Source organism: Neobacillus vireti, assembly GCF_036962465.1.
Classification (GTDB): Bacteria; Bacillota; Bacilli; order Bacillales; family Cytobacillaceae; genus Neobacillus; species Neobacillus vireti_B.
In genome coordinates, this window is the sequence record NZ_JBALNF010000007.1 from 23,572 (window position 1) to 46,105 (window position 22,534).

Sequence of the window (22,534 nt, forward strand, 5' to 3'; positions counted from 1 at the left end):
GGTGGACCGACGTGAGAAAAATCTCATTGCTCGCACTCTCCCTTGTCTTTTTGCTAAGTGCTTGTGCACCTAACTTTCAAAAGCAAAATGAAACTGTTCAAACAAAGGAGAAGACAACAGGGAAAGCGATCATTCCTAAATATAATATCTCGAATAATTATTATCGGACAATCCTGCCGTTTGAACCAGGGGAAGCGCGCGGATTAGTCGTTAACAATATCAATACAAGGTATGACTTAAATGAGTTTGAGATGGGTCTAATGAGAATTGCCCAGAACAAGTTCGATACGGATAAGTATTATTTTCAAGAAGGGCAGCAAATCAAAGGAACAACGATTAAACAATGGTTAAACCGCCAATATACGGATGCTCAGCTTAAGGAAAATAAACTGAAGGCAAACGAAAATATTGGTTTAAATCCAGTTAATACCAGTCCAACTGGCAGTGCCCCTTCAAGTCCTATCTACCTGGCACATATTTTAGAGCATGATTACTTAACAAAGGACGATAAGGGGAACGTGTCTCTTGGCGGTATCACGATTGGTCTGGCTTTAAATTCGATTTATTATTATAAAATAAAACCTGATGGTGATACGTTTGAGAAAAAGATTCCGTTTGCTGAAATGGAAAAGGAAGGCCAGAAAATGGCTGCAGAAGTGGTCAAACGTATCAGATCTATGAAAAATTTAACTAATATACCAATCACCATTGCTTTGTTTGAACAGCAAAGTAAGACATCGGTTGTACCTGGTAACTTTTTTACTTATTCAACTGTTGATCAAGGAAGCGCCGATCTAAATAGCTGGGAAAAGGTCGATGAAAAATACTACTTATTCCCATCAACCGATGCTGAAAACGACCATCGGGATGATACGATTGCCTTCTTGAACTTCAAACAAGATGTGGAACAATACTTCCCTAATTACAATGGCGTAATCGGTAGAGCTTTTTATATTGGTGACCAGCTTCAGGATTTAAATATTACCATTCCAATCCAATTTTACGGAAAAACAGAGGGGATTGGGTTTTCCCAATATGTAACGGGTCTTGTGATGGAACATTTCCCTAAATATCTTTCTGTTTCCGTTAGTGTAACCTCTGTGGATGGTCCCGAAGCACTTATTGTCAAAAAAGCTAATGCAACAGAACCATTTGTTTATATTTATCAATAAGACCTGGCTTTTTGCTGGGTCTTTTCTAATTTCTAAACAGCAAGGCCCATCAAAGTCTACAGTCATTATCTTTCCTAATCATTCTTAATCATGATAGAATGAACTTGTATGTAACCGTTTTAATACATAGGAGGGGTTAGAAATGATACAACCATATAAGCATGAACCGTTTACTGATTTTTCAGTGGAAGATAACCGCCAGGCCTATCTACAAGCATTAAAAACAGTAGAGGGTTATTTGGGGCAGGACTATCCTCTGGTCATTGACGGAGAGAAAATTACAACGGAAGAGAAAATCATTTCCTATAATCCAGCAAATAAAAAAGAAGTAATCGGCCAGGTCTCAAAAGCTAACCAAGAACTTGCGGAAAAAGCCATGCAGGCAGCGGTAGAAGCATTTAAGACTTGGAAAAAAACAAAACCTGAGGTTCGCGCTGATGTCCTCTTTAAGGCAGCATCGATAATTCGCCGCCGTAAACATGAGTTTTCAGCTTTAATGACGAAAGAAGCAGGAAAGCCATGGAGAGAAGCTGATGCAGATACAGCTGAAGGGATTGACTTCCTTGAATATTACGGACGCCAAATGCTTTCTTTAAAAGATGGTGTTCCGGTCCAAAGCCGCGCGAACGAATTCAATCGCTATGACTATATTCCACTTGGTGTCGGCATTATTATTTCACCATGGAACTTCCCATTTGCCATTATGGCCGGAACTACTGTTGCGGCTATTGTCTCAGGGAATACGGTTTTATTAAAACCAGCGTCCACCACACCAATTATCGCCGCTAAATTTGTTGAGGTAATGGAAGAGGCGGGTCTGCCTAAAGGAGTTTTAAACTTTGTCCCTGGCAGCGGTGCTGAAGTGGGAGACTATTTGGTTGATCATAAAGATACACGTTTTATTAGCTTTACCGGCTCTCGTGATGTAGGTCTTCGAATTTTCGAACGTTCATCTAAATTAAGCCCGGGTCAAATTTGGATGAAACGATTGATTGCCGAAATGGGAGGAAAAGATACGATCGTCGTTGATAAAGAGGCTGATCTAGAGCTTGCAGCCCAATCGATTGTGGCTGGGGCATTCGGTTTCTCTGGTCAAAAATGTTCAGCCTGTTCACGTGCCGTAGTCGTAGAGGATGTATATGAACAAGTAGTAAATCGTGTGGTGGAGCTAACCAACCAATTAACGGCAGGAGATCCTGTTGAGCAAGGAAACTTCATGGGACCGGTAATCGACAATAATGCCTATAAAAAAATCCTTGAGTACATTGAAATAGGGAAACAAGAAGGTAAGCTGCTGACTGGCGGCGAAGGGGATGATTCACAAGGGTATTTCATTCAACCTACTGTTTTTGCGGATCTTTCACCAACTTCACGCATTATGCAGGAAGAAATCTTCGGACCTGTTGTCGGCTTTACAAAAGCAAAGGATTTTACGGAAGCAATTGATATTGCCAATAATACGGAATACGGCCTAACTGGAGCAGTTATTACTAATAACCGTGCCCACCTAGAACAAGCTCGTGAAGATTTCCATGTTGGAAACCTATACTTCAACCGTTCATGTACAGGTGCCATTGTAGGCTATCAGCCATTTGGAGGCTTCAATATGTCAGGTACTGACTCGAAAGCGGGCGGCCCAGACTACTTACTTCTTCATATGCAGGCGAAAACAACTTCTGAAATGTATTAATTGATAAAGGATCCCCCTTCTCATACCCGAGGAGGGGTTTTTTAATGGAGAAGGTAATAATAAAAAGGAAAGCGATAAAAATATAAGTGACAGGATTGTTTCCGTAATTCAAAGTTTAATGCATAATATATCCTTTATAAGAAATTTATGTGAATATATATCCGCTATGATAATATAAAGAAAGCAAGAGTAAAGAAAATTTTTTTATCAAGATAAAAAAGAAACATTTTTAAAGTAAAATTCGTCATAATAAAGAACGATTATTAAAGTATTATTGACTAAAAGAACTAGTTAGTAAATCGTCATCCTGGAGGTTTTGTACCTTTGATCCCATTATATTTGTTCCATGTCACAGCAGTAGAACATAGTGAAAGTATGCTTTGGACCTTTTTAACCTGTAATGTTTTTGTCGTAAGTGCTGGTATTGTCTTTATCTATAAGTTGTTTACACAAAAAAAGGTCCGGACTGCCGGGATTGTGTTTGGTGTAGCCTTGGCTATTAATTATATCCTTATCGCTATTTTTGGGGACCCGTTTGACTTGTTGGGATAATATCTGCCCTGTTTTAAAAGGTAAATCATAAGGTGCTGGACGCTGGGAACAAAGTGCAGGAAAACTAAAGAGGAGATGAATGGATTGAAATATTACCGTTTATGGGTGATTGCCTTTCTATTAAAATTTATTGGGTCCGCTTGGGATGCATCGTATCACTTTAAATACTTATTTGAAGAATACTCCATTCCCCATATTGTGAATACAATGGGATTTGCCTTAGGTGGGATTCTGTTATATAAAGAATGGAGACACTCGACCTATCTGGACGGATTTTCAAGGAATCTCATTACGATTGGATACGGGCTGTTTCTGATTGGCATTCCGCTTGATTTTACGTATCATATTGCCTATGGGATTGATTTAACAACCTGGAGTCCAACCCATTTTATTTACTATATAGCAACGGACATTATGATTTTTGGCGTTTGGCGCGGTTATTATTTGTTTACGTGGCATACAGTACCAACATGGAAGTCGTTGCATACATGGTTTGCGATGTTCCTGTTGGAATGCTTATTGTTTCCGAATATGCAGCAGGAAAATGGGGCAATTTCATATGACCAATACATTCACGGAAAATCTATTGCCTCAAAGGAAATTCTTCAGTTAATTTCGGACCCTGCCTCACAGATTTTCGGTGGTATACCGGAATATGTGTATCCTATTTATTCCGTCTTAATGGTAGGGTTATTGACCGTTGTAACGGTGCGGATTTGCCGTGATTTTACGATACCGTTTATGGGGGCCGTTCTATATATTGGTTTAAGATTTATCGGGAAAGCGATCTTTGCAGCCGTAAATTATCCAACCTCCTATGTGCCAATGACCATTATTCTGATACCACTGGCCTTTTTATTGCTCAGAAGAACCAATTGGCTCGCTGGCCTCATTGGCAGCCTTGCCTATTTTCTCAGCCTATATGCTATTCATAAATTCGAAATACTCATCACCCCGCCGCTGGTCTTATGGGAGCTTGCCCCTGTAGCGCTAATGGGTATCCTAGTCCCCGTTATCAATACCATCATCAAACCTCAGCTCTTACTAAAAAAAAGTAAACAACCTGCATAACATAAAAAGGGTGCCTGTCACCCTTTTTTATTTTGTCCATTTATTAATAGTGGTTATGGTAGTGTCTATTAATCGGGGATTGATATTTAAGAAATGTTCACAATTGGCGTGTAAGATGTGATGAACGTCACAATTTTTTAGGGTTGGACGCTTTACAATCTAACTATAGAGAAAACTACTAATTACGAATTAACCTACTATTAATCATAAAGGAGCCAACCAGATATGAAGAAACTAGTAATGATCGGTAACGGAATGGCTGGAGTAAGAACCATTGAGGAGATTCTGAAACTTAACACTGAGCAATTTGACATTACCATCTTTGGAGAAGAGCCGCATCCAAACTACAACCGTATTAAACTATCAAATATTCTCCAAGGCGACGCCAACTTTGAGGATATTATTATCAACCCGCTTGACTGGTATAAAGAAAATAATATTCAGTTGTATACGGGAGAAGCCATTGTAAAAATTGATGCAGAAGGCAAGCGTGTCATCAGTGATCAAGGCCGAGAAGTTGAGTATGATGAACTTATCATCGCAACAGGCTCTAACTCATTTATTTTGCCTATTCCCGGTGCAGACAAGATCGGTGTAACGGGTTTTCGTGATATAAAAGATTGTGAAATGATGATCAAATCAGCAGGGCAACATCAAAAAGCTGTTGTCATTGGCGGTGGTCTGCTTGGATTAGAAGCAGCAAGAGGTCTGTTAAACCTAGGTATGAAAGTAGATGTAGTTCACCTGATGCCGCATCTAATGGAACGCCAGCTAGACCCAATTGCCTCTTCATTATTAAAAACAGAACTAGAATCACAAGGCATGAACTTCTTAATGGAGAAACAAACCGTTGAAATCTTGGGTGATGACCGGGTTACAGGACTTCGATTTAAAGACGGTTCGGAAGTTGAAGCAGATCTTGTGGTGATGGCTATTGGTATTAAGTCTAACACGCAAGTAGCTAAAGAAAGTGGTATTTATGTAAATCGCGGTATCGTTGTGAATGACTATATGGAAACAAGTGTCCCTCATGTGTACGCAGTCGGCGAATGTGCGGAACACAGAGAAATTGTTTATGGCCTAGTTGCCCCATTATATGAACAAGGAAAAATCCTTGCCAGTCATATTTGCGGAAACGAAACGAACCCATATGAAGGTTCTGTCACTGGTACACAGCTAAAAGTTGCTGGTGTAGACCTATTCTCTGCAGGTGAAATTTTTGAAGATGGCACTACTAAATCTATTATGGTTTACAATGAGTACGAGGGACTCTATAAACGAGTTCTAACTAGAAATAACACAATAGTAGGAATTGTCCTTTATGGTGATACAAAAGATAGTACTAGATTATACCGGATGCTGACCAAAAAAGAAGATATCAGCGGTGTTTCAATTTTCCATACAGAATGTACAGGTGAAGCTGGCAGTGATGATATTGCTTCCATGCCTAATGATGAACTAGTCTGCGGCTGTAATGGTGTAACAAAAGGCGCGATTGTCGAAGCCATTCAAACACAAGGCCTAACGACATTAGATCAAGTGAGCCATTGCACAAATGCAGGGCGGTCTTGCGGACGGTGTAAACCAATGGTCAGCCAAATTCTAGCTCACACACTAGGTGATCAGTTTGATGCAGCCGCAGCTCAGAAAACAAGCATTTGTGGATGTACAACATTAAGCCGTGACGAATTGGTAGCTGAAATTAAGGAAAAAGGTTTAACAAGTGTAAAAGAGGTCATGAATGTACTTGATTGGAATAACACAGAAGGCTGTACTAAATGCCGCCCGGCAATCAATTACTATCTTGGCATGATTCATATGGATGAATATAAGGATGACCGTGATTCTCGTCTCGTGAATGAGAAAATGCATGCTAATATTCAAAAAGATGGAACTTATTCTGTTGTTCCAAGAATGTATGGCGGCGTGACTACAGCAGCGGATTTGAAAAAAATTGCTGAAGTTGCTGAAAAGTATAACGTTCCTTTAGTAAAATTAACAGGTGGACAACGAATTGGTTTGTTCGGAGTGAAAAAAGAAGACCTTCCGGCCATGTGGCAAGAGCTTGATATGCCATCCGGTTATGCTTATGGGAAAACGCTAAGAACCGTTAAGACTTGCGTTGGTGCGCAGTTCTGCCGCTATGGTACACAAGATTCAATGGCTCTGGGCATCGAGTTGGAAAAGAAATTTGAACGGCTGGATACACCACATAAAGTGAAAATGGGCGTGTCTGCATGTCCAAGAAACTGTTCTGAGGCTGGCATCAAGGATATTGGCTTTGTCGGAATTGACGGCGGCTGGGAAATCTATGTGGCTGGTAACGGTGGAGTTGATCTTCGTCCCGGCGACCTGCTATGTACGGTGAAAACTGAAGCGGAAGTAATGGAAATGACAGGGGCTTACCTTCAATATTACCGGGAAACAGCTAATTATTTGGAGCGTACCTCAAAATGGGTAGAGCGGCTGGGACTGGATCATGTCAAGGGAGTACTGGCTGACGATGAAACACGTAAAGCTCTAAATGAAAGAATGGATCAAACCTTGAACAAATATATTGAGCCTTGGAACGAAGCAATTCAAAATGAAGAAATTAAAGATAAATATTATACAAGACATAACATCTCAGTCGGGAGTGAATTCAAATGATCGAAACTATCACCCGTATACCAGTGGCACATTATAAAAATGTAAAAGCAAGAGCTGGATATTCCATCAAAGTTGACACGACAGAAGTAGCTTTATTTAAAACAACTGCTGGAGAGGTATATGCATTAGAAAACCGCAGCCCGCATCCAAAAGGCGGCGTCCTCTCTGAGGGTCTGATCAGCGGCGATTATTTGTATTGTCCAGTCTATGATTGGAAAATCTCATTACTAGACGGAAAGGTTCAGGCGCCTGACGAAGGTCATGTCAGAACTTTTAAGGTGGAAGTCAAAGAAGATATCATCTTTATTGTTTTATAGAGGGAAGGAAGGCTGCAGGATGAAAACAGGAAAAGTATTTTTAGTAGGAGCGGGTCCAGGGGATGTAGGCCTAATAACTGTAAAAGGATTGGAAGCACTTAAGAAAGCCGAAGTCATTCTATATGACCGGCTTGCCAATCCCAAGCTATTAGAATATGCCGGCAGTGATTGTGAGCTTATCTATTGCGGCAAATTGCCTGACCGTCATACGTTAAGGCAGGAGAACATCAATGACCTTCTAGTCGAAAAGGCTTTAGCAGGAAACATTGTGGTCCGTTTAAAAGGCGGCGACCCTGGCATATTTGGCAGGGTAGGTGAGGAAGCAGCTGCTCTTGCTGAATATCAGATTCCTTTTGAGATTGTTCCTGGCATTTCATCGGGGATTGCAGCCCCCCTTTATGCAGGAATTCCCGTTACTCATCGGGAGTACGCCGAATCATTTGCTGTCGTAACAGCTCATGACAAATCACAGGATGGCAAGCCGCTCCTTGATTGGGAAGGTCTTGCCCGCGGTGTGGATACGATTGCTTTTTACATGGGGGTGGGGAATTTACCGTTTATTTGTGAAAATCTCATTCAACATGGGAAGCCGTCGTCTACACCCGTGATTTTGATTCATTGGGGCACCTTTGGCCGGCAAAAAACACTGCAAGGAACATTAGCTGATATTTCCGAAAAGGTATTGGAGGCCAAGTTTAGTAACCCATCTATCATTTTAGTAGGAGAAGTCATTTCCCTGCGTGAAAAAATCAGCTGGTTTGAGAAAAAGCCTTTATACGGCCGGCAAATCCTGCTTGCCCGCACAAGCACCAGCCCAAGTGATTTAGCAAAAGAATTATTGGCTCAAGGGGCAGATGTGATTGAGTTTCCAAAATGGAAAGTGACGAAACAACCGCTTGATCTCACAAAGGTCACTCATGTTGAAAAAATATTATTTACCTCTCCTGAAAGTGCGGCAGAGTTTTTTACAGCAGTCATTGAACAGGAAATCGATGTTCGCAGCATACGTGCGGAACTAATGGGACTATCCAGTAAAACGCTAAAGGCATTACGTGAGCGGGGATTGATTGCGAAGCTGGCTCCGGAAATGGTGGACTCAGAAAATACTCTGATCGTCGGCGGTCATCACCTGCTACAAAGAGGCTTTGAAAAATCAGAGGTAATGGTAACAAGCCATAAGGAACTAGATCGTCAATTCCTTCCGATTTTTCAACGAATGCTTAAAGAAGCACAGGTCAATACGGTAATTCTTCCAAGCAGTGCCTCAGTTAAACCGTTTATGACAGCACTAGCTGAATGTGATATACATGCAATAGAGTTGTTGAAGGATAAACAGGTTATCGCAATGGGGGAGTTAACAAAAACCGCTGCGGTAAATGCTGGATTTGGTTCTCCCGGGGTGCCAGTCAGTCCTTCGAAGGAAGCGTTAGTGAACTATATGGTGGAGCATCCATTACAGGGAGTACAGGAATGAGGACAAACTATCCGATTATGTTACAACTGGGTGGAAAAAAAGTAGTGGTAATAGGCGGCGGCAAGGTGGCCGAGCGAAAGGTGCACGGCTTGCTTGATACAGGTGCCCGAATAATCGTGATTAGTCCAGAGGCAACGATGGAGCTCCAAACCCTTTTTGGTGATGGAAGGATAGATTGGAAGAAAAAACTCTTTTCAGCGGAAGACCTTCAGGATGCAGCACTAATTTTTGCAGCAACCGATGACAGAGACATCAATCGGTCCGTAAAATCCTTAGCAGGGAAGCACCAGCTGGTGACGATTGCCGATGATCCGGATCTTTCCGATTTTCATCTGCCGGCACATGTGCAGCGGGGCAAGTTAAGTATTGCTGTATCGACTGGCGGGGCAAGCCCCACTCTTGCCAGGAAACTGCGAGAGGTGTTAGAACAGCAATTTGATGAACGATATGAAGAATACCTTGAATTTCTTTATACCACAAGGCAATGGATTCTGAAAGAAGTGGACGATCCTGCTTTAAAAAAGAAATTACTTATCGCAATGGTAAGCGAGGAATTTTTAAATAGTCAAAATCGCGCCGCAGATTTCCGGCGTTTATATCAGGAGTTAAAGTAAAAACGAGTACCTTTTTTGGGTGCTCGTTTTTTTATACCTACTTTTACTTTTCTAAAGAGATTCTATGGACAGGGGAATTTTACCTATTTTTTAAAAATTTCAGAAAAAGTGGTTCACTTTTCCAAATTACTGTTATATAATACAAAACGAAGGTAATTACTGTATTATAACAAAGAGGTGAACGAGTACATGTCGACGCAAACTACAGGTATTGAAGTAGTTGGGCCATTAAAAGCCCAGTATGATGAGATTTTGACACCAGGGGCATTAAACTTAATTGAAGAGTTAGAACGCAAATTTGGTCAGCGCAGAATGGAACTGTTACAGTACAGGGTTAAACGCCAAGAGGAACTGAATAACGGCAAACTTCCCGATTTTCTTCCTGAAACAAAGCATATCAGGAACGGTGATTGGACAGTAGCGCCGCTGCCAAAGGATCTCCATGATCGCCGGGTAGAAATTACAGGGCCAACCGATCGGAAAATGGTCATCAATGCGTTGAACTCTGGGGCAAAATTGTTTATGGCTGACTTTGAGGACGCCACATCACCGACATGGGAAAGTATCATTGAAGGACAAATTAACTTAAGAGATGCAATAAACCGGACGATATCCTTTGAAAATCCAAATGGAAAAACCTATCAGCTTAATGAAGAAACAGCAGTTCTTATTGTTCGACCGCGCGGCCTGCATCTTGAAGAAAAACATGTACTTTTAGATGGCAAGCCCATTTCCGGAAGCTTTTTCGACTTTGGCATGTACTTCTTCCATAATGTAAACACACTGCTTGCAAACGGTTCAGGACCTTATTTTTATCTGCCAAAGCTTGAGAGTCACTTAGAAGCACGGCTTTGGAATGATGTGTTTGTGTATACACAGGAGAAACTCGGAATTGCTCAAGGAACCATCAAAGCAACTGTATTAATTGAAACCATTTTAGCTGCGTTTGAAATGGATGAAATCCTGTATGAGTTAAAGGAACACTCCGCAGGTTTAAACTGCGGCCGATGGGATTATATTTTCAGTTATATTAAAAAGCTGCGTAATCAACAGGACGTTATTTTACCAGACCGGTCACAGGTAACCATGACATCACCGTTTATGCGTTCCTATTCACTATTAACGATTCAAACTTGTCATCGCCGCAAGGCACCTGCCATGGGCGGCATGGCCGCGCAAATTCCGATAAAAAATAACCCTCAGGCCAACGAGGAAGCATTCGCTAAGGTACGGGCCGATAAGGAACGTGAGGCCCGTGATGGTCATGATGGAACATGGGTTGCCCATCCAGGATTAGTGCCGGTCGCATTGGAGGTATTTAACCGTGAAATGCCAACACCAAACCAAATCCATACACCAAAACAGCAGAAAATAACGATTACAGCTGCTGATTTGCTAGAGGTACCAAACGGGACAATTACGGAAGACGGTGTTCGTACAAACATTAATGTTGGGATTCAATATGTGGCATCCTGGCTAAATGGAAAAGGTGCAGCGCCCATCCATAATTTGATGGAGGATGCAGCAACGGCGGAGATTTCACGGGCGCAGCTCTGGCAGTGGATCCGCCATCCAAAAGGTATTTTAGATGATGGCAGAAAAGTGACGGCCGAAATGTATGAGCAATTCAAGTTAGAAGAGTTGGAGAAAATTAAGCTGGAGGTCGGCGCTGAAAACTTTGATGGCGGCCGATTCACCGAAGCAGTTCAATTATTTGACCGTTTAATCTTAAATGATCAATTTATCGACTTTTTAACATTGCCAGGGTATCAGCAGTTGTAAGGAATTCATTTTTTTATAAAAAATTTTAATAGATTAATAGGAGGAATTTTTAAAATGACAGATTCAAGAGCTGCGCAATTACAAGAAAGCTGGGAAATGGATAGCCGTTGGAAAGGGATTTCGAGACCGTATTCTGCAGAGGATGTCATCAAACTCCGCGGTTCGCTTGATATTGAACATACTTTGGCTCGTAAGGGTGCTGAAAAGCTATGGAAGTTATTGAATGAAGAAGCTTACATTCATGCACTGGGAGCCTTGACTGGTAATCAGGCTGTTCAGCAGGTAAAGGCTGGGCTAAAAGCGATCTATTTAAGCGGTTGGCAGGTTGCTGCGGATGCGAACCTTTCAGGCCATATGTATCCGGACCAAAGCTTGTACCCAGCGAACAGTGTACCGAGTGTAGTAAAAAAGATAAACCAAGCCCTGCAGCGTGCAGACCAAATCTATCATTCAGAGGGTGATAATTCGATCGATTGGTTTGCACCGATTATAGCGGACGCTGAAGCTGGTTTTGGCGGACAGTTAAACTGTTTTGAACTAATGAAAGGCATGATTGAAGCTGGTGCATCAGGTGTTCATTTTGAAGATCAGTTGTCTTCCGAGAAAAAATGTGGACATTTAGGCGGTAAAGTGTTGCTGCCGACGCAAACAGCCGTACGCAACTTGATTGCGGCGCGCTTGGCGGCAGATGTAATGGGGGTTCCAACTGTACTCGTTGCCCGGACGGATGCCAATGCAGCGGATTTGATAACAAGTGATATTGATATGAACGATGCACCGTTTATTACGGGTGAACGGACACCGGAGGGCTTTTTCCGTACGAAGGCTGGAATTGATCAAGCGATTGCCCGCGGGTTGGCTTATGCTCCGTATGCAGACCTAATTTGGTGTGAAACTTCTGAGCCTAATATTGAGGAAGCTAGAAAGTTTGCGGAAGCGATTCATGAGAAGTTTCCTGGTAAACTATTAGCCTATAATTGTTCACCATCCTTTAACTGGAAAAAGAAATTGGATCAGGAGACGATTGCGAAGTTCCAAGAGGAGCTTGGCAGAATGGGCTATAAGTTCCAGTTCGTAACGCTGGCTGGCTTCCATGCCTTGAATCACAGCATGTTCGAGCTTGCCCGCGGCTATAAGGAGCGCGGTATGGCCGCTTACTCCGAGTTGCAGCAGGCTGAGTTTGACAGTGAGCAATATGGCTATACGGCAACACGCCATCAGCGTGAGGTAGGTACGGGTTATTTTGATCAGGTATCTATGGTGATTACGGGTGGAACGTCTTCGACTATGGCGTTGAAGGGGTCAACGGAGGTAGAGCAGTTTACTAATAAATAAAAGATATATGTGGTCCTTCTCTCCGGATGGAGGGGAGGTTTTTTTTGTGCGGCCGCGGGTTTATTTGCGGATGAGAGGAGGCAACTTGTGGATGGGGTGTGTTAACTTGCGGATAGAGGGAGCCAACTTGCGGATAAGAGGAAGTAAATGGCGAAAGCCAAAATTACTGGCGGATAAAACCAGCTTACATAATCAATTTTGGAACTGCACACTTTTTAGGGTATCATCATACATAATAATAGCCTTTTAGATGGAGATGATACACTTTGGAAAGGAAAACCGTTGAAGATGTCCTGCAGCAAGGCATCTATGGGCCTTTAGAAACAAAACCAGAAGAACGGCGTAAATACCTAGGAACCCTACGTGAACGAATCATTGTGGCACTAACCAAAAACCAGGTTGCAGAAACAAACATCTACCCACAAATAGAGCAATCTATGAAGGAGTACCCACAGGCACAGCTATTACTAAACGGAAACATGGTCTATGAAGAGTTATCTAAATATGTAAAGCTGGCAGCAAAAAATAAACTCGAACATAAGATCGTGACCAACAAAGAGCATGACACGGACATTGGGTTAGTATTAGCCATGAACACAGCAATCGACAAAAAAGAAATCTTTGTTAGCACAAAAGTTCAGATACCAGAACAGCTTCCACAGAAAAAAGGTCTATTCGCTAAATTATTTAAACGGTAAGAGCAAAAGAATATTACCAAAAAACGGGGAGCGGAAAGCGTCCCCGTTTTATTCAGCAGCCACCTCTACAGCAGCTTGCAATTCCAACTCCACATTTCCTTGAATCGCACGGCTGATCATGCACGAATTCTCTGCTTTACGGACAAGCTTCTCCCCTAATGCCACGTCTTTTTCAGTTGCACCACGCTTCAAAACTAAACGAGGGCGATGGATAATTTTTTTATAAGTGAAAACGCCGCTCGTCACATCAACAATTGCCTCAGATTCCATTGTTAATGAAACCTTTTCCAGGCCAGAGCGCTCCAGCATTGCTGCAAGCGTAATAATATAACAGGTTGCTGCCGCTCCGAGCAGCATTTCGTCTGGATTGGTGCCAACACCCGGCCCGTCCATTTCCGGAGGGATCGATATTTTTGTTTTTAAGTTACCGGCCTCGATATCGCCTACGTCATTACGCAAGCCGGGCCAGTTTGCTTTTAAGTGAAAATGATGCTCTGCCATGATAATTTCCTCCAATTTTTAATTTTTCCACACAATAATGGACAACTATGATAAGGTATTATTTGATACTTTAAAAATGGAGCAGTGATAATGAAGCTGGTTTTTAAACTAATCTTGATGCTTATCCTTTGTGTATATATTGCCATTCTTTCGAAATTAATCCTGTTTAAATATATCCCGTTATCACAAATTATTGAACACTTTAACTTTACATATGATGGTTACCACTGGCGTGACAATAACTTCGTTCCTTTCAAAACCATTTACTTCTATCTGTATTTGGCCGATATTAATTTAAGTATCCGAATTGAGAATTTAGTAGGAAACGTCATTGGCTTTGCTCCATTTGGGTTTATTTTACCATTACTCTCAAAAAGGTTTCAAAAACTCAGCAAGGTTACCATTGCCACTTTGTTATTGAGCTTAACGTTTGAACTTATCCAACTAGTATTTGAATTTGGCAGCTTTGATGTCGATGATTTAATCCTAAATACGTTGGGTGGTATGCTAGGTTATATTCCTATTAAAATTTTTCAAATGACGACCGTACATCGGAAACAAAATAAAAACACCTAATGAATCTTTAAAAAGATCCACTGGGTGTTTTTTCGCTGTTTGTCACTGGAACAGTATCAACTAGTAACTGGATGTTTTTGGATACCTTTGTACTGTAGCTGAAATCACCGTAGCAATAGGGATAGCGGAAATTATTCTTGTCTCCGCCGCAATTATAGACGGTTGGTTTTTGTTTTACCTGTAGGAGGGAAAATTGCTTCGCCAGTTCCTCACTATGTTTACCGCCGTGCTGTGCCACGTAGTCAATATAGCCTGCCCCCATATTGTAGGCCTGGATAATCGTTGGAAAATCTACCTTTTGTTGAGTTCCATAAGCCAAAACGTGCTGAAAATGTTTGACCCCTGCCTGAATACTTTGTTTAGGGTCAGTAATCGTATTTTTTGTCAGCCCGGCTGACTCAGAGGCTTGCATGGGATCTCCGCCAAGTCCGTGGCTTTCCTGCTGCATCAGAGCAATGAGTACAGGAGTATGTTCTTCAAGATGGTATTTTGCTAATTCATCATGAATATAAGGAATATATTTTTTCACCGCGGTAAAGGAATCGTGTTTAACGAGCGGAGGGGAACTTTGTTTTTGAAAATAACTCTGAAACCATGCCAATCCGCAAAAAAGCAAAAACAGCACGAGGAAGGTTTTCCGTTTCTTCCTTTTTCGTCTTTTCTTCATCACTTACTCTCCTAAATTCTTTTCTTCTGTAAATATTATAAATGACGGATCTACGAACTGTCAGGTTTCAAATTAAAATGCTATTTTTTTAATCTAAAACTCTTTCTGTTTGTTAATACTGAAGAAGGAATCATTGCGGTAACGCAGAAAAGTCTGGTATTATCAATTATAAAATAACATGGAGATTGGGGGTCAAAATGATGTCACGAATTTCAACAGACCAAGTAAAACACGTTGCTAACTTGGCGCGATTAGCGATTACGGAAGAAGAAGTCGAAAAATTTACAAAACAACTCGACGCGATTATTACATTTGCCGAACAGTTAAACGAATTGGATACGGAAAATGTGAAACCTACATACCATGTCCTTGATATGAAAAATGTATTGCGCGAAGACATTCCACAAAAAGGGTTGCCGCGTGAAGAGGTACTTAAAAATGCACCTGAGCATCAAGACGGGCAAATTAGAGTACCATCGATTTTGGGAGAGTAGGGAGTGAAAAAATTGAGTTTATTTGATTATAAAGTTTCAGACCTTCATGAATTAATACATAAGAAGGAAGTAACAGTATCAGACCTTGTAGAAGAATCATATAAACAAATTGGCAAAGTCGAGGACAAGGTCAAGGCCTTTTTAACCTTGGATGAAGAAAGAGCCCGGGCAGCTGCAAAATCACAAGATGAAAAGTTGAACGCTGGGGATTCAAGAGGATTGTTGTTCGGTATGCCGATTGGTGTCAAAGATAATATTGTTACCCAAGGATTACGGACAACTTGTGCGAGTAAAATCCTCGAAAATTTTGACCCAATTTATGACGCTACTGTTGTAAAAAAATTGCAGCAGGCGGAAACAATCACCATTGGGAAGTTAAACATGGATGAGTTTGCAATGGGATCTTCCAATGAGAATTCCCATTACCAGAAAACACGCAATCCATGGAACCTTGAAAGAGTACCAGGCGGTTCTTCAGGCGGTTCCGCAGCTTCAGTAGCTTCGGGCGAAGTACTATTCTCTTTAGGATCTGATACCGGCGGTTCAATCCGGCAGCCGGCGTCTTTTTGTGGCGTCGTTGGAATGAAGCCAACATACGGCCGCGTATCTCGTTTTGGTCTTGTTGCCTTTGCTTCATCGCTTGACCAAATCGGACCGATTACAAGAACCGTTGAAGACAACGCGTATCTATTACAAGCCATCTCTGGTCTTGATCCGATGGATTCAACGTCTGCAAATGTCGACGTTCCTAACTTTGCAGCGTCCTTAACAGGCGATATTAAGGGCCTTAAAATTGCTGTACCAAAAGAATATTTAGGAGAAGGTGTTACAGAAGCCGTTCGAAAGTCTGTGATGGATTCTTTAAAAACCCTGGAAGGGCTTGGCGCTGTCTGGGAAGAGGTTTCTCTGCCGCACTCCAAGTATGCACTGGCCGCTTACTATTTGCTTTCCTCATCAGAAGCGTCAGCCAACCTTGCTCGTTTTGATGGAGTGCGTTATGGCTATCGTACTCAAGATGCCGAAAGTTTAATTGAATTATATAAAAAGTCACGTGCAGAAGGTTTCGGTGATGAAGTAAAACGCCGGATTATGCTTGGTACGTTTGCACTTAGCTCTGGTTATTATGATGCGTATTATAAAAAAGCACAGCAGGTTCGAACGTTGATTAAGAAGGATTTTGAAGATGTTTTTGAAAAATATGATGTGATCGTCGGACCAACAACGCCAACACCTGCGTTTAAAATTGGAGAAAAAATCGATGATCCGCTAACCATGTATATCAATGATATTTTAACGATTCCAGTTAACCTTGCTGGTGTACCAGGGATCTCAATTCCTTGCGGCTTTGATGCAGGTCTTCCGCTTGGATTGCAAATCATTGGCAAGCATTTTGATGAAGCAACCATTTATCGTGTTGCCCATGCGTTTGAGCAGGCGACAGACTTTCATAAACAAAAGCCGGAATTGTAGGAGGTGGAAACGATGGAATTTGAAACAGTCATAGGACTTGAGGTCCATGTTGAGTTAAAAACAGAATCAAAAATCTTTTCAGCGAGCCCAAACCATTTTGGTGCTGAACCAAATACCAATACAAGTGTAATCGACCTAGGTTATCCAGGTGTACTGCCTGTCTTGAATAAAAAGGCAGTTGATTTTGGAATGAAGGCAGCAATGGCCCTGAATTGCCAAGTTGCTACACATACAAAATTTGACCGGAAGAATTACTTTTATCCGGACAATCCGAAGGCTTATCAAATCTCACAATTTGACCAGCCGATTGGCGAGCATGGCTGGATTGAAATTGAAGTAAACGGCTATACCAAAAAGATCGGGATTACAAGGATTCATTTAGAGGAAGATGCCGGTAAACTTAACCATGAAAAAGGATATTCTTTATGCGACTACAATCGTCAAGGAACACCGCTAGTTGAAATTGTGTCCGAGCCGGATATCCGCACTCCGGATGAAGCCTATGCTTATCTTGAAAAATTAAAATCAATTATTCAATATACAGGTGTTTCTGATTGTAAAATGGAAGAAGGCTCCCTTCGCTGTGATGCCAATATTTCCATCCGTCCAGTCGGGCAGGAAGAGTTCGGAACCAAAACCGAATTAAAGAACTTAAATTCATTTAACTTTGTCCGTAAAGGTCTTGAGTATGAAGAAAAGCGTCAGCGGGAAGTAGTATCTTCAGGCGGGACGATTGATCAGGAAACACGCCGTTTTGATGAAGCTACAGGGACAACAATTTTAATGAGGGTAAAAGAAGGTTCTGATGATTATCGTTACTTCCCAGAGCCAGATTTACTTGACTTGTATATTGATGAGGATTGGAAGGCACGAATTCGTGCGGAAATTCCAGAGCTCCCAGACCAACGCCAAAAACGTTATGTTGAAGAGCTTGGCTTACCTGTATATGATGCCAAAGTATTGACCGTAACAAAAGAAATGGCAGATTTCTTTGAAGCAACGGTTAACGATGGTGCCGATGCGAAGCTTGCTTCAAACTGGATCATGGGCGATGTTTCTGCTTACTTAAATGCAGAGGGTAAGGAACTCGATCAAGTTGCCTTAACACCTGAAGGTCTAGCCAGCATGATTAAGTTAATTGAAAATGGAACGATTTCTTCTAAAATTGCCAAGACTGTTTTTAAAGAGTTAATTGAACAGGGCGGCGATGCGGAGCAAATCGTGAAAGATAAAGGACTAGTGCAAATTTCAGATGAAGGCACACTTCTTAAGATTATTGCTGAGGTACTTGATGCCAATCCGAAATCGGTGGAAGATTTCAAGGATGGTAAAAATAAAGCCGTTGGTTTCCTAGTTGGTCAGTTGATGAAAGCTACAAAGGGACAGGCTAACCCGCAATTGGTTAATAAATTGTTGCAGCAGGAATTGCAGAAACGTTAAAGGAAAGCTGGCAGATTTAATTCTGTCAGCTTTTTTACATAAGTGGAATGTCGAAACATGTCTCGACATTCTTTTTCCGATTTCCCGGGAAAAGTCATTTGTTTTTAAGGGGTTAATGCCTTTTTAATCAATCGTTTGGTTGATAAGGAATATTGGGGGATTGTGTCGTTGGGTGTCATAGATTCTTGTTTTCGGCATTATTTTCAGTTTGAAGGGCCGGTACTTAAACTAAAAAAGTACTTGAACCTAAGGCCCGTAAGGACTCATCCTTATTTAATTAAACGCTTGATTAGTTCTATATTTCTACAAGTTTTTCTGGATGTAACCCGAAAAAATCTAAGGTTATCAAGGTTTGTAGGGAATTTAATCAAACGTTTGTTTAGCTTTAAGAGAATTTAATCAAACGTTTGATTAGTTTTTTAAAGGTAAACAAAGATGATCAATTTACACGAGAAAACCTTTTGTAGTAAGGAACTCTAGATTTAGTCAAACGTTTGATTAGTTTTAATGGTTGGAATAAAGAAACGAGGATGTTTGTCCATCCTCGTTTTTAAAAGGAAATCATTGCTCCTCGTTCATCAAAGACAGAACTGGGATTCCAGGCCACTTCCCAAAGATTTTTCTCAGGATCCGCAAAGTAAGCTGTACGGCCACCCCAGAAAGCGTTACTAGGTTCTCTTAGAATGACACCGCCAGCTGCCCGGATTAGTTCGATAGTTGAATCTACTTTTTCTGGCTTTTCTACATTTATAGCAAATGTCACGGGGTGAAAGGTTTCCGGTGATTTTGGCAGCTCAACGCCAGCATCTTTTGCCAACTCAGCTATTGGAAAAAGGGTAAGCAAGACGCCTGCAGTTTTAAAAATAGAATAGGTATCAGAGCTGGTGGTGGATTCCTCCCATCCCAAGGTTTTGTAAAAAGCACGAAGAGCTGGTAAGTCGTAGGCACCGATTGTTAGTAAACTAACTCGCTGTGGGACCATCGTTCATTCCTCCATAGAATTATTTGATAGTATTACTGTTCTTCATAAGCCGCGAGACTCCTTCTTATTTGACCAAAGTATCACTGTACTGTATTACTTAGAACTGTCTCAGATAAAGGAAAGAGCGGTTAAGTCTTTTCTATAGTTTACGAACGATCGAAAATGGTAAGATTTAGGTATGGGGATAATGAAATGGATGCGAGGCTAAAGAGATGACTATTTATATTGCACTGTTACGAGGAATTAATGTAGGCGGGCATCATAAAATTAAGATGGCAGACTTAAAAAATGTATTAGCATCGATGGGCTTACAAAAAGTGAAGACATATATTCAAAGTGGAAATGTTTTATTTGAGTCAGAAGAAGGCGCAGAACAGCTGGGTAAGAAAATCGAGGACGAATTAAACCATACGTTTGGTTTTCCGGTTCCGGTGGTTTTAAGAACCGCTGAGGAATTCCAACAAATAATCAATGATTGTCCCTATTCATCAGATTCGTTACGTGAAGGGGAAAGTGTCCAAATTGCCTTTTTAGGTGGGGAACCAACCAGAGAAGGCATTGACCACATGTACAACTATAATAGTGATCTAGAGGAATGTAAAATTAAAGGGAAAGAAGTTTACTTTTACTTCCGAAAAAGTATCAGGGATTCAAAGCTTGCCACACAGCTTTCCAAACTTCGTGTGCCGGCAACTGTTCGTAATTGGAAGACGGTCGTGAAGCTGGATGAAATGTTAAAATTATAATAAGAAGGAGTGGATACGATCATGAAATTAAATGAATGGTTTCAAAAGGGGATGAGCATTGAGGAGTACCTTAACTCAATGAAGCAAAATAAGGAAGAAATGCTGACTATTTATGAGAAGTTTGCCTTAACTAGCGAGGATCAAGCCAAACTGGGGGCATTAAGAGAGCAGCACTTAAGGGTGATGGCCTTGACAGAGGATTGGTGCGGTGATGCGCTCCTCAATAACCCGATTTTGATGAGGATAGCCGAAGCAGCCGGAATGGAACTCCGTTTTGTCCTTCGCGACCAAAATCTCGACCTCATGGATCAATACTTAACCAATGGCACATCGCGAGCGATTCCTATTTATATTTTTATAAATGGGGAAGGAAGCGAAGTCGCTGTTTGGGGACCGAGGGCGGCTGAAATGCAAGCGCTTGTGATGGAGAGACGGGCGGACCTGCCTGACAAGGATGCGCCTGATTTTCAGGAGAAACAAATGGCGATGTATAAACAGCTCAGAGAATCATACCTAATGGATGCTGAAATCTGGCAAACCGTTGCGGACAGTATTATCTCTAAACTCATATAAAAAAGCGGGGCTCTTCAATAAGAAGGGCCCCTAATTTGTTTACATCTTGAATCCTCCATTTTTGGGAGGAATGCGGTCGTTAATTAGATTCTTGTCATTAATCTTGGGCTCGATGCCAAGGATGAAGTTGCGTATGTTGGAGCGGTGCAGATACACTAAAAACAGTGAGAATACTAGAAAGATAACCTCTAATTCCAGTTTAGGGGAAATAATAGCATAGGCTAACATGCTAAGGCCTACTGAGATAGATCCAATAAATACATATTTCGTTAGAAAGATCATGCAGAAGAAGCATACATAGGCGATGGCTAGTAATGGGAGGTTAGCGATCAAAAGAGCACCAGCGGTAGTGGCAATCGCTTTGCCGCCCCGGAAGCCTGCAAAGATGGGAAAACAATGACCAACTACTGCCAATAGACCGAAGTATAGAGGCTCGGCATCAAGCTTAAAGTAGATGGGCAGATAGGCTGCGACAGCCCCTTTGGACAAATCGATGAAGAGCACGAATAAGGCCCATTTCTTACCGAGAACTCTCATTGTATTTGTGGCACCGGGGTTTTTACTTCCAAGCTCGCGGATATCAACTCCAAAGAATAGCTTGCCCACAATTAGAGCAGTGGGGATGCTTCCGATCAGGTAGGAAGCTAAGAGTAACGACCAAAACATTTGCATCATTCCCTCATAAATAGTTTCTAATAGCATTCTAGCATACTTAAATGGTATTATTTTGTTAAATTATCACAATCAGGAAGTAAGGGAGCGCTCGACATGAAACAAACAGATTTTGGCCAAGTTGCTAATAGCTATGCGCGTTCAAGAGAAGATATACCTGTCACTTTAATGGAAAGTCTTCAGCTGCGAAATATTTTCTTTGCAGGAAAAAAGGTTGCTGATATTGGGGCTGGAACGGGAGCATTAACTAGGAAGATGGCGATGCGAAATGCAGATGTGGTTGGAATAGAGCCCTCTCAGGAATTGAGAGCACAGGCCTTGGCCTTGAATGTAGCAAAAAATTTTCAAATTTCCTATCTCCATGGAACAGCGGAAGCAACTGGTTTAGACGATTCCAAGTTTGATATAGTCACGGTAATGCGCGCCTGGCATTGGTTCGACAGGCCGAAGGCAATTGTAGAAATGAAGCGTATCTTAAAGGAAAAAGGGACTTTGATTGTGATTGATTCGGGTTTTCTAACCGGTTCAGCCGTTGTAGCGAAAACCTATGAAGTGCTCTCTAAACATGTAGAGGGGGGCTTAACCCCTGCAGGCTCAAAGGCAGACTCTAAACTGCGTATTAATGGATTCCCAATGGAATGGTTCAAGGAATGGCAGGAAAGCGGCTTTGATCTGAGAGATTTTTATAAATTAAATTATACGGTTGAGTTTTCTAAGCAGGAATGGCTGGACAGGATAGAATCAGTTTCGTGGATGGCGGGCTTAGATGAGTCCGTACGAAAAAAGGCACTCCAGGAATTGTCCAGTACCATTTCCGAACAGGAACCTTTCAAGATATTACATGAATGTAATGTTTGTCTTTTACGATTATCAGAAAAGTAACGGTTGTAACGTGTGAGGGATCACCCTTGCACGTTTTTTATTTGGACCTAACACACAATATGGAATGTCTAAAATTTTAGATAAGCTCTAATGCTAAGATGAAAAATTTAAAAAAATATTTAAAAATAGGTGTAGGGTTTGATATGAGATGTTACGTCTAATGTTGTGAAAGAAAAA

22 protein-coding genes are annotated in these 22,534 nt (G+C 41.5%); 18 read left to right on the forward strand and 4 right to left on the reverse strand.

The window, feature by feature from the left end; all coding sequences use genetic code 11:
- Positions 1-11: 11 nt before the first annotated feature.
- The 11 genes from V7077_RS02730 to V7077_RS02780 all read left to right on the forward strand — a co-directional run bounded on the left by V7077_RS02730 (position 12) and on the right by V7077_RS02780 (position 13,354).
- Complete coding sequence (locus V7077_RS02730; protein ID WP_335498307.1) at positions 12-1,172, forward strand: CamS family sex pheromone protein; 1,161 nt, start codon at positions 12-14, stop codon at positions 1,170-1,172.
- Between the two features lie 142 nt (positions 1,173-1,314).
- A complete protein-coding gene (gene pruA / locus V7077_RS02735) occupies positions 1,315-2,862 on the forward strand; it encodes an L-glutamate gamma-semialdehyde dehydrogenase (RefSeq protein WP_335498308.1) in 1,548 nt (515 codons plus the stop codon).
- 324 nt (positions 2,863-3,186) lie between these two features.
- A complete protein-coding gene (locus tag V7077_RS02740) occupies positions 3,187-3,414 on the forward strand; it encodes a hypothetical protein (protein ID WP_335498309.1) in 228 nt (75 codons plus the stop codon).
- Between the two features lie 84 nt (positions 3,415-3,498).
- A complete protein-coding gene (locus V7077_RS02745; RefSeq protein WP_335498310.1) occupies positions 3,499-4,485 on the forward strand; it encodes a hypothetical protein in 987 nt (328 codons plus the stop codon).
- Positions 4,486-4,710: 225 nt separating this feature from the next.
- A complete protein-coding gene (gene nirB / locus V7077_RS02750) occupies positions 4,711-7,134 on the forward strand; it encodes a nitrite reductase large subunit NirB (protein ID WP_335498311.1) in 2,424 nt (807 codons plus the stop codon).
- Positions 7,131-7,451, forward strand: a complete 321-nt coding sequence (gene nirD, locus V7077_RS02755; RefSeq protein ID WP_335498312.1) for a nitrite reductase small subunit NirD — start codon at positions 7,131-7,133, stop codon at positions 7,449-7,451. Before nirB ends, nirD begins: the two co-directional genes overlap by 4 nt.
- A 19-nt stretch (positions 7,452-7,470) precedes the next feature.
- Positions 7,471-8,925, forward strand: coding sequence for a uroporphyrinogen-III C-methyltransferase (gene cobA, locus V7077_RS02760; RefSeq protein WP_335498313.1), 1,455 nt, complete (start codon positions 7,471-7,473; stop codon positions 8,923-8,925).
- Complete coding sequence (locus V7077_RS02765; RefSeq protein ID WP_335498314.1) at positions 8,922-9,539, forward strand: NAD(P)-binding protein; 618 nt, start codon at positions 8,922-8,924, stop codon at positions 9,537-9,539. Before cobA ends, V7077_RS02765 begins: the two co-directional genes overlap by 4 nt.
- Positions 9,540-9,728: 189 nt before the next feature.
- A complete protein-coding gene (aceB, locus tag V7077_RS02770) occupies positions 9,729-11,321 on the forward strand; it encodes a malate synthase A (protein WP_335498315.1) in 1,593 nt (530 codons plus the stop codon).
- 54 nt (positions 11,322-11,375) lie between these two features.
- A complete protein-coding gene (gene aceA, locus V7077_RS02775) occupies positions 11,376-12,656 on the forward strand; it encodes an isocitrate lyase (RefSeq protein ID WP_335498316.1) in 1,281 nt (426 codons plus the stop codon).
- Between the two features lie 266 nt (positions 12,657-12,922).
- Positions 12,923-13,354 (forward strand): YueI family protein, encoded by a 432-nt coding sequence (locus V7077_RS02780; protein ID WP_335498317.1) that lies wholly within the window; start codon positions 12,923-12,925, stop codon positions 13,352-13,354.
- Positions 13,355-13,402: 48 nt separating this feature from the next.
- Here V7077_RS02780 and V7077_RS02785 read toward each other — a convergent pair whose 3' ends face one another.
- A complete protein-coding gene (locus tag V7077_RS02785; protein ID WP_335498318.1) occupies positions 13,403-13,855 on the reverse strand; it encodes an OsmC family protein in 453 nt (150 codons plus the stop codon).
- Positions 13,856-13,945: 90 nt separating this feature from the next.
- Between V7077_RS02785 and V7077_RS02790 the strand changes: the two genes are divergently transcribed.
- Positions 13,946-14,431: a VanZ family protein gene (locus tag V7077_RS02790; RefSeq protein ID WP_335498319.1), complete on the forward strand. Its 486-nt coding sequence runs from the start codon at positions 13,946-13,948 to the stop codon at positions 14,429-14,431.
- A gap of 7 nt (positions 14,432-14,438) precedes the next feature.
- Here the strand turns inward: V7077_RS02790 and V7077_RS02795 are convergent, their stop codons facing one another.
- Positions 14,439-15,098 (reverse strand): lysozyme family protein, encoded by a 660-nt coding sequence (locus V7077_RS02795; protein WP_335498320.1) that lies wholly within the window; start codon positions 15,096-15,098, stop codon positions 14,439-14,441.
- Positions 15,099-15,298: 200 nt separating this feature from the next.
- Here V7077_RS02795 and gatC point away from each other — a divergent pair, with 200 nt between their 5' ends.
- Genes gatC through gatB form a run of 3 tightly spaced genes read left to right on the forward strand, consistent with a single transcriptional unit; the run spans position 15,299 to position 18,502 of the window.
- The gene (gene gatC / locus V7077_RS02800; protein ID WP_335498431.1) at positions 15,299-15,592 is read left to right on the forward strand and encodes an Asp-tRNA(Asn)/Glu-tRNA(Gln) amidotransferase subunit GatC; all 294 of its coding nucleotides are present in this window, start codon (positions 15,299-15,301) and stop codon (positions 15,590-15,592) included.
- A gap of 12 nt (positions 15,593-15,604) precedes the next feature.
- Positions 15,605-17,062 (forward strand): Asp-tRNA(Asn)/Glu-tRNA(Gln) amidotransferase subunit GatA, encoded by a 1,458-nt coding sequence (gene gatA / locus V7077_RS02805; protein ID WP_335498432.1) that lies wholly within the window; start codon positions 15,605-15,607, stop codon positions 17,060-17,062.
- A 12-nt stretch (positions 17,063-17,074) separates the two neighbouring features.
- Positions 17,075-18,502: an Asp-tRNA(Asn)/Glu-tRNA(Gln) amidotransferase subunit GatB gene (gatB, locus tag V7077_RS02810; protein ID WP_335498321.1), complete on the forward strand. Its 1,428-nt coding sequence runs from the start codon at positions 17,075-17,077 to the stop codon at positions 18,500-18,502.
- Positions 18,503-19,052: 550 nt separating this feature from the next.
- On the opposite strand, the gene V7077_RS02815 is transcribed toward gatB, so the two are convergent.
- Positions 19,053-19,484 carry a VOC family protein gene (locus tag V7077_RS02815; protein ID WP_335498322.1) on the reverse strand — a complete coding sequence of 144 codons (432 nt, stop codon included), beginning with the start codon at positions 19,482-19,484 and terminating at the stop codon, positions 19,053-19,055.
- Between the two features lie 212 nt (positions 19,485-19,696).
- On the opposite strand from V7077_RS02815, the gene V7077_RS02820 reads away from it, so the two are divergent.
- Positions 19,697-20,230, forward strand: a complete 534-nt coding sequence (locus V7077_RS02820) for a DUF1697 domain-containing protein (RefSeq protein WP_335498324.1) — start codon at positions 19,697-19,699, stop codon at positions 20,228-20,230.
- A gap of 21 nt (positions 20,231-20,251) precedes the next feature.
- A complete protein-coding gene (locus tag V7077_RS02825) occupies positions 20,252-20,803 on the forward strand; it encodes a thioredoxin family protein (protein WP_335498325.1) in 552 nt (183 codons plus the stop codon).
- A 39-nt stretch (positions 20,804-20,842) separates the two neighbouring features.
- Here V7077_RS02825 and plsY read toward each other — a convergent pair whose 3' ends face one another.
- Positions 20,843-21,469 (reverse strand): glycerol-3-phosphate 1-O-acyltransferase PlsY, encoded by a 627-nt coding sequence (gene plsY, locus V7077_RS02830; RefSeq protein WP_335498326.1) that lies wholly within the window; start codon positions 21,467-21,469, stop codon positions 20,843-20,845.
- 102 nt (positions 21,470-21,571) lie between these two features.
- Between plsY and V7077_RS02835 the strand changes: the two genes are divergently transcribed.
- Positions 21,572-22,357 (forward strand): class I SAM-dependent methyltransferase, encoded by a 786-nt coding sequence (locus tag V7077_RS02835; RefSeq protein ID WP_335498327.1) that lies wholly within the window; start codon positions 21,572-21,574, stop codon positions 22,355-22,357.
- Positions 22,358-22,534: the final 177 nt, after the last annotated feature.

Coding starts and splice junctions, on each gene's coding strand:
- pruA (WP_335498308.1), top strand. CDS start 1,315: ATGATACAACCATATAAGCATGAACCGTTTACTGATTTTTCAGTGGAA.
- nirB (WP_335498311.1), top strand. CDS start 4,711: ATGAAGAAACTAGTAATGATCGGTAACGGAATGGCTGGAGTAAGAACC.
- nirD (WP_335498312.1), top strand. CDS start 7,131: ATGATCGAAACTATCACCCGTATACCAGTGGCACATTATAAAAATGTA.
- cobA (WP_335498313.1), top strand. CDS start 7,471: ATGAAAACAGGAAAAGTATTTTTAGTAGGAGCGGGTCCAGGGGATGTA.
- V7077_RS02765 (WP_335498314.1), top strand. CDS start 8,922: ATGAGGACAAACTATCCGATTATGTTACAACTGGGTGGAAAAAAAGTA.
- aceB (WP_335498315.1), top strand. CDS start 9,729: ATGTCGACGCAAACTACAGGTATTGAAGTAGTTGGGCCATTAAAAGCC.
- aceA (WP_335498316.1), top strand. CDS start 11,376: ATGACAGATTCAAGAGCTGCGCAATTACAAGAAAGCTGGGAAATGGAT.
- V7077_RS02785 (WP_335498318.1), bottom strand. CDS start 13,855: ATGGCAGAGCATCATTTTCACTTAAAAGCAAACTGGCCCGGCTTGCGT.
- V7077_RS02790 (WP_335498319.1), top strand. CDS start 13,946: ATGAAGCTGGTTTTTAAACTAATCTTGATGCTTATCCTTTGTGTATAT.
- V7077_RS02795 (WP_335498320.1), bottom strand. CDS start 15,098: ATGAAGAAAAGACGAAAAAGGAAGAAACGGAAAACCTTCCTCGTGCTG.
- gatC (WP_335498431.1), top strand. CDS start 15,299: ATGTCACGAATTTCAACAGACCAAGTAAAACACGTTGCTAACTTGGCG.
- gatB (WP_335498321.1), top strand. CDS start 17,075: ATGGAATTTGAAACAGTCATAGGACTTGAGGTCCATGTTGAGTTAAAA.
- V7077_RS02815 (WP_335498322.1), bottom strand. CDS start 19,484: ATGGTCCCACAGCGAGTTAGTTTACTAACAATCGGTGCCTACGACTTA.
- V7077_RS02820 (WP_335498324.1), top strand. CDS start 19,697: ATGACTATTTATATTGCACTGTTACGAGGAATTAATGTAGGCGGGCAT.
- V7077_RS02825 (WP_335498325.1), top strand. CDS start 20,252: ATGAAATTAAATGAATGGTTTCAAAAGGGGATGAGCATTGAGGAGTAC.
- plsY (WP_335498326.1), bottom strand. CDS start 21,469: ATGTTTTGGTCGTTACTCTTAGCTTCCTACCTGATCGGAAGCATCCCC.
- V7077_RS02835 (WP_335498327.1), top strand. CDS start 21,572: ATGAAACAAACAGATTTTGGCCAAGTTGCTAATAGCTATGCGCGTTCA.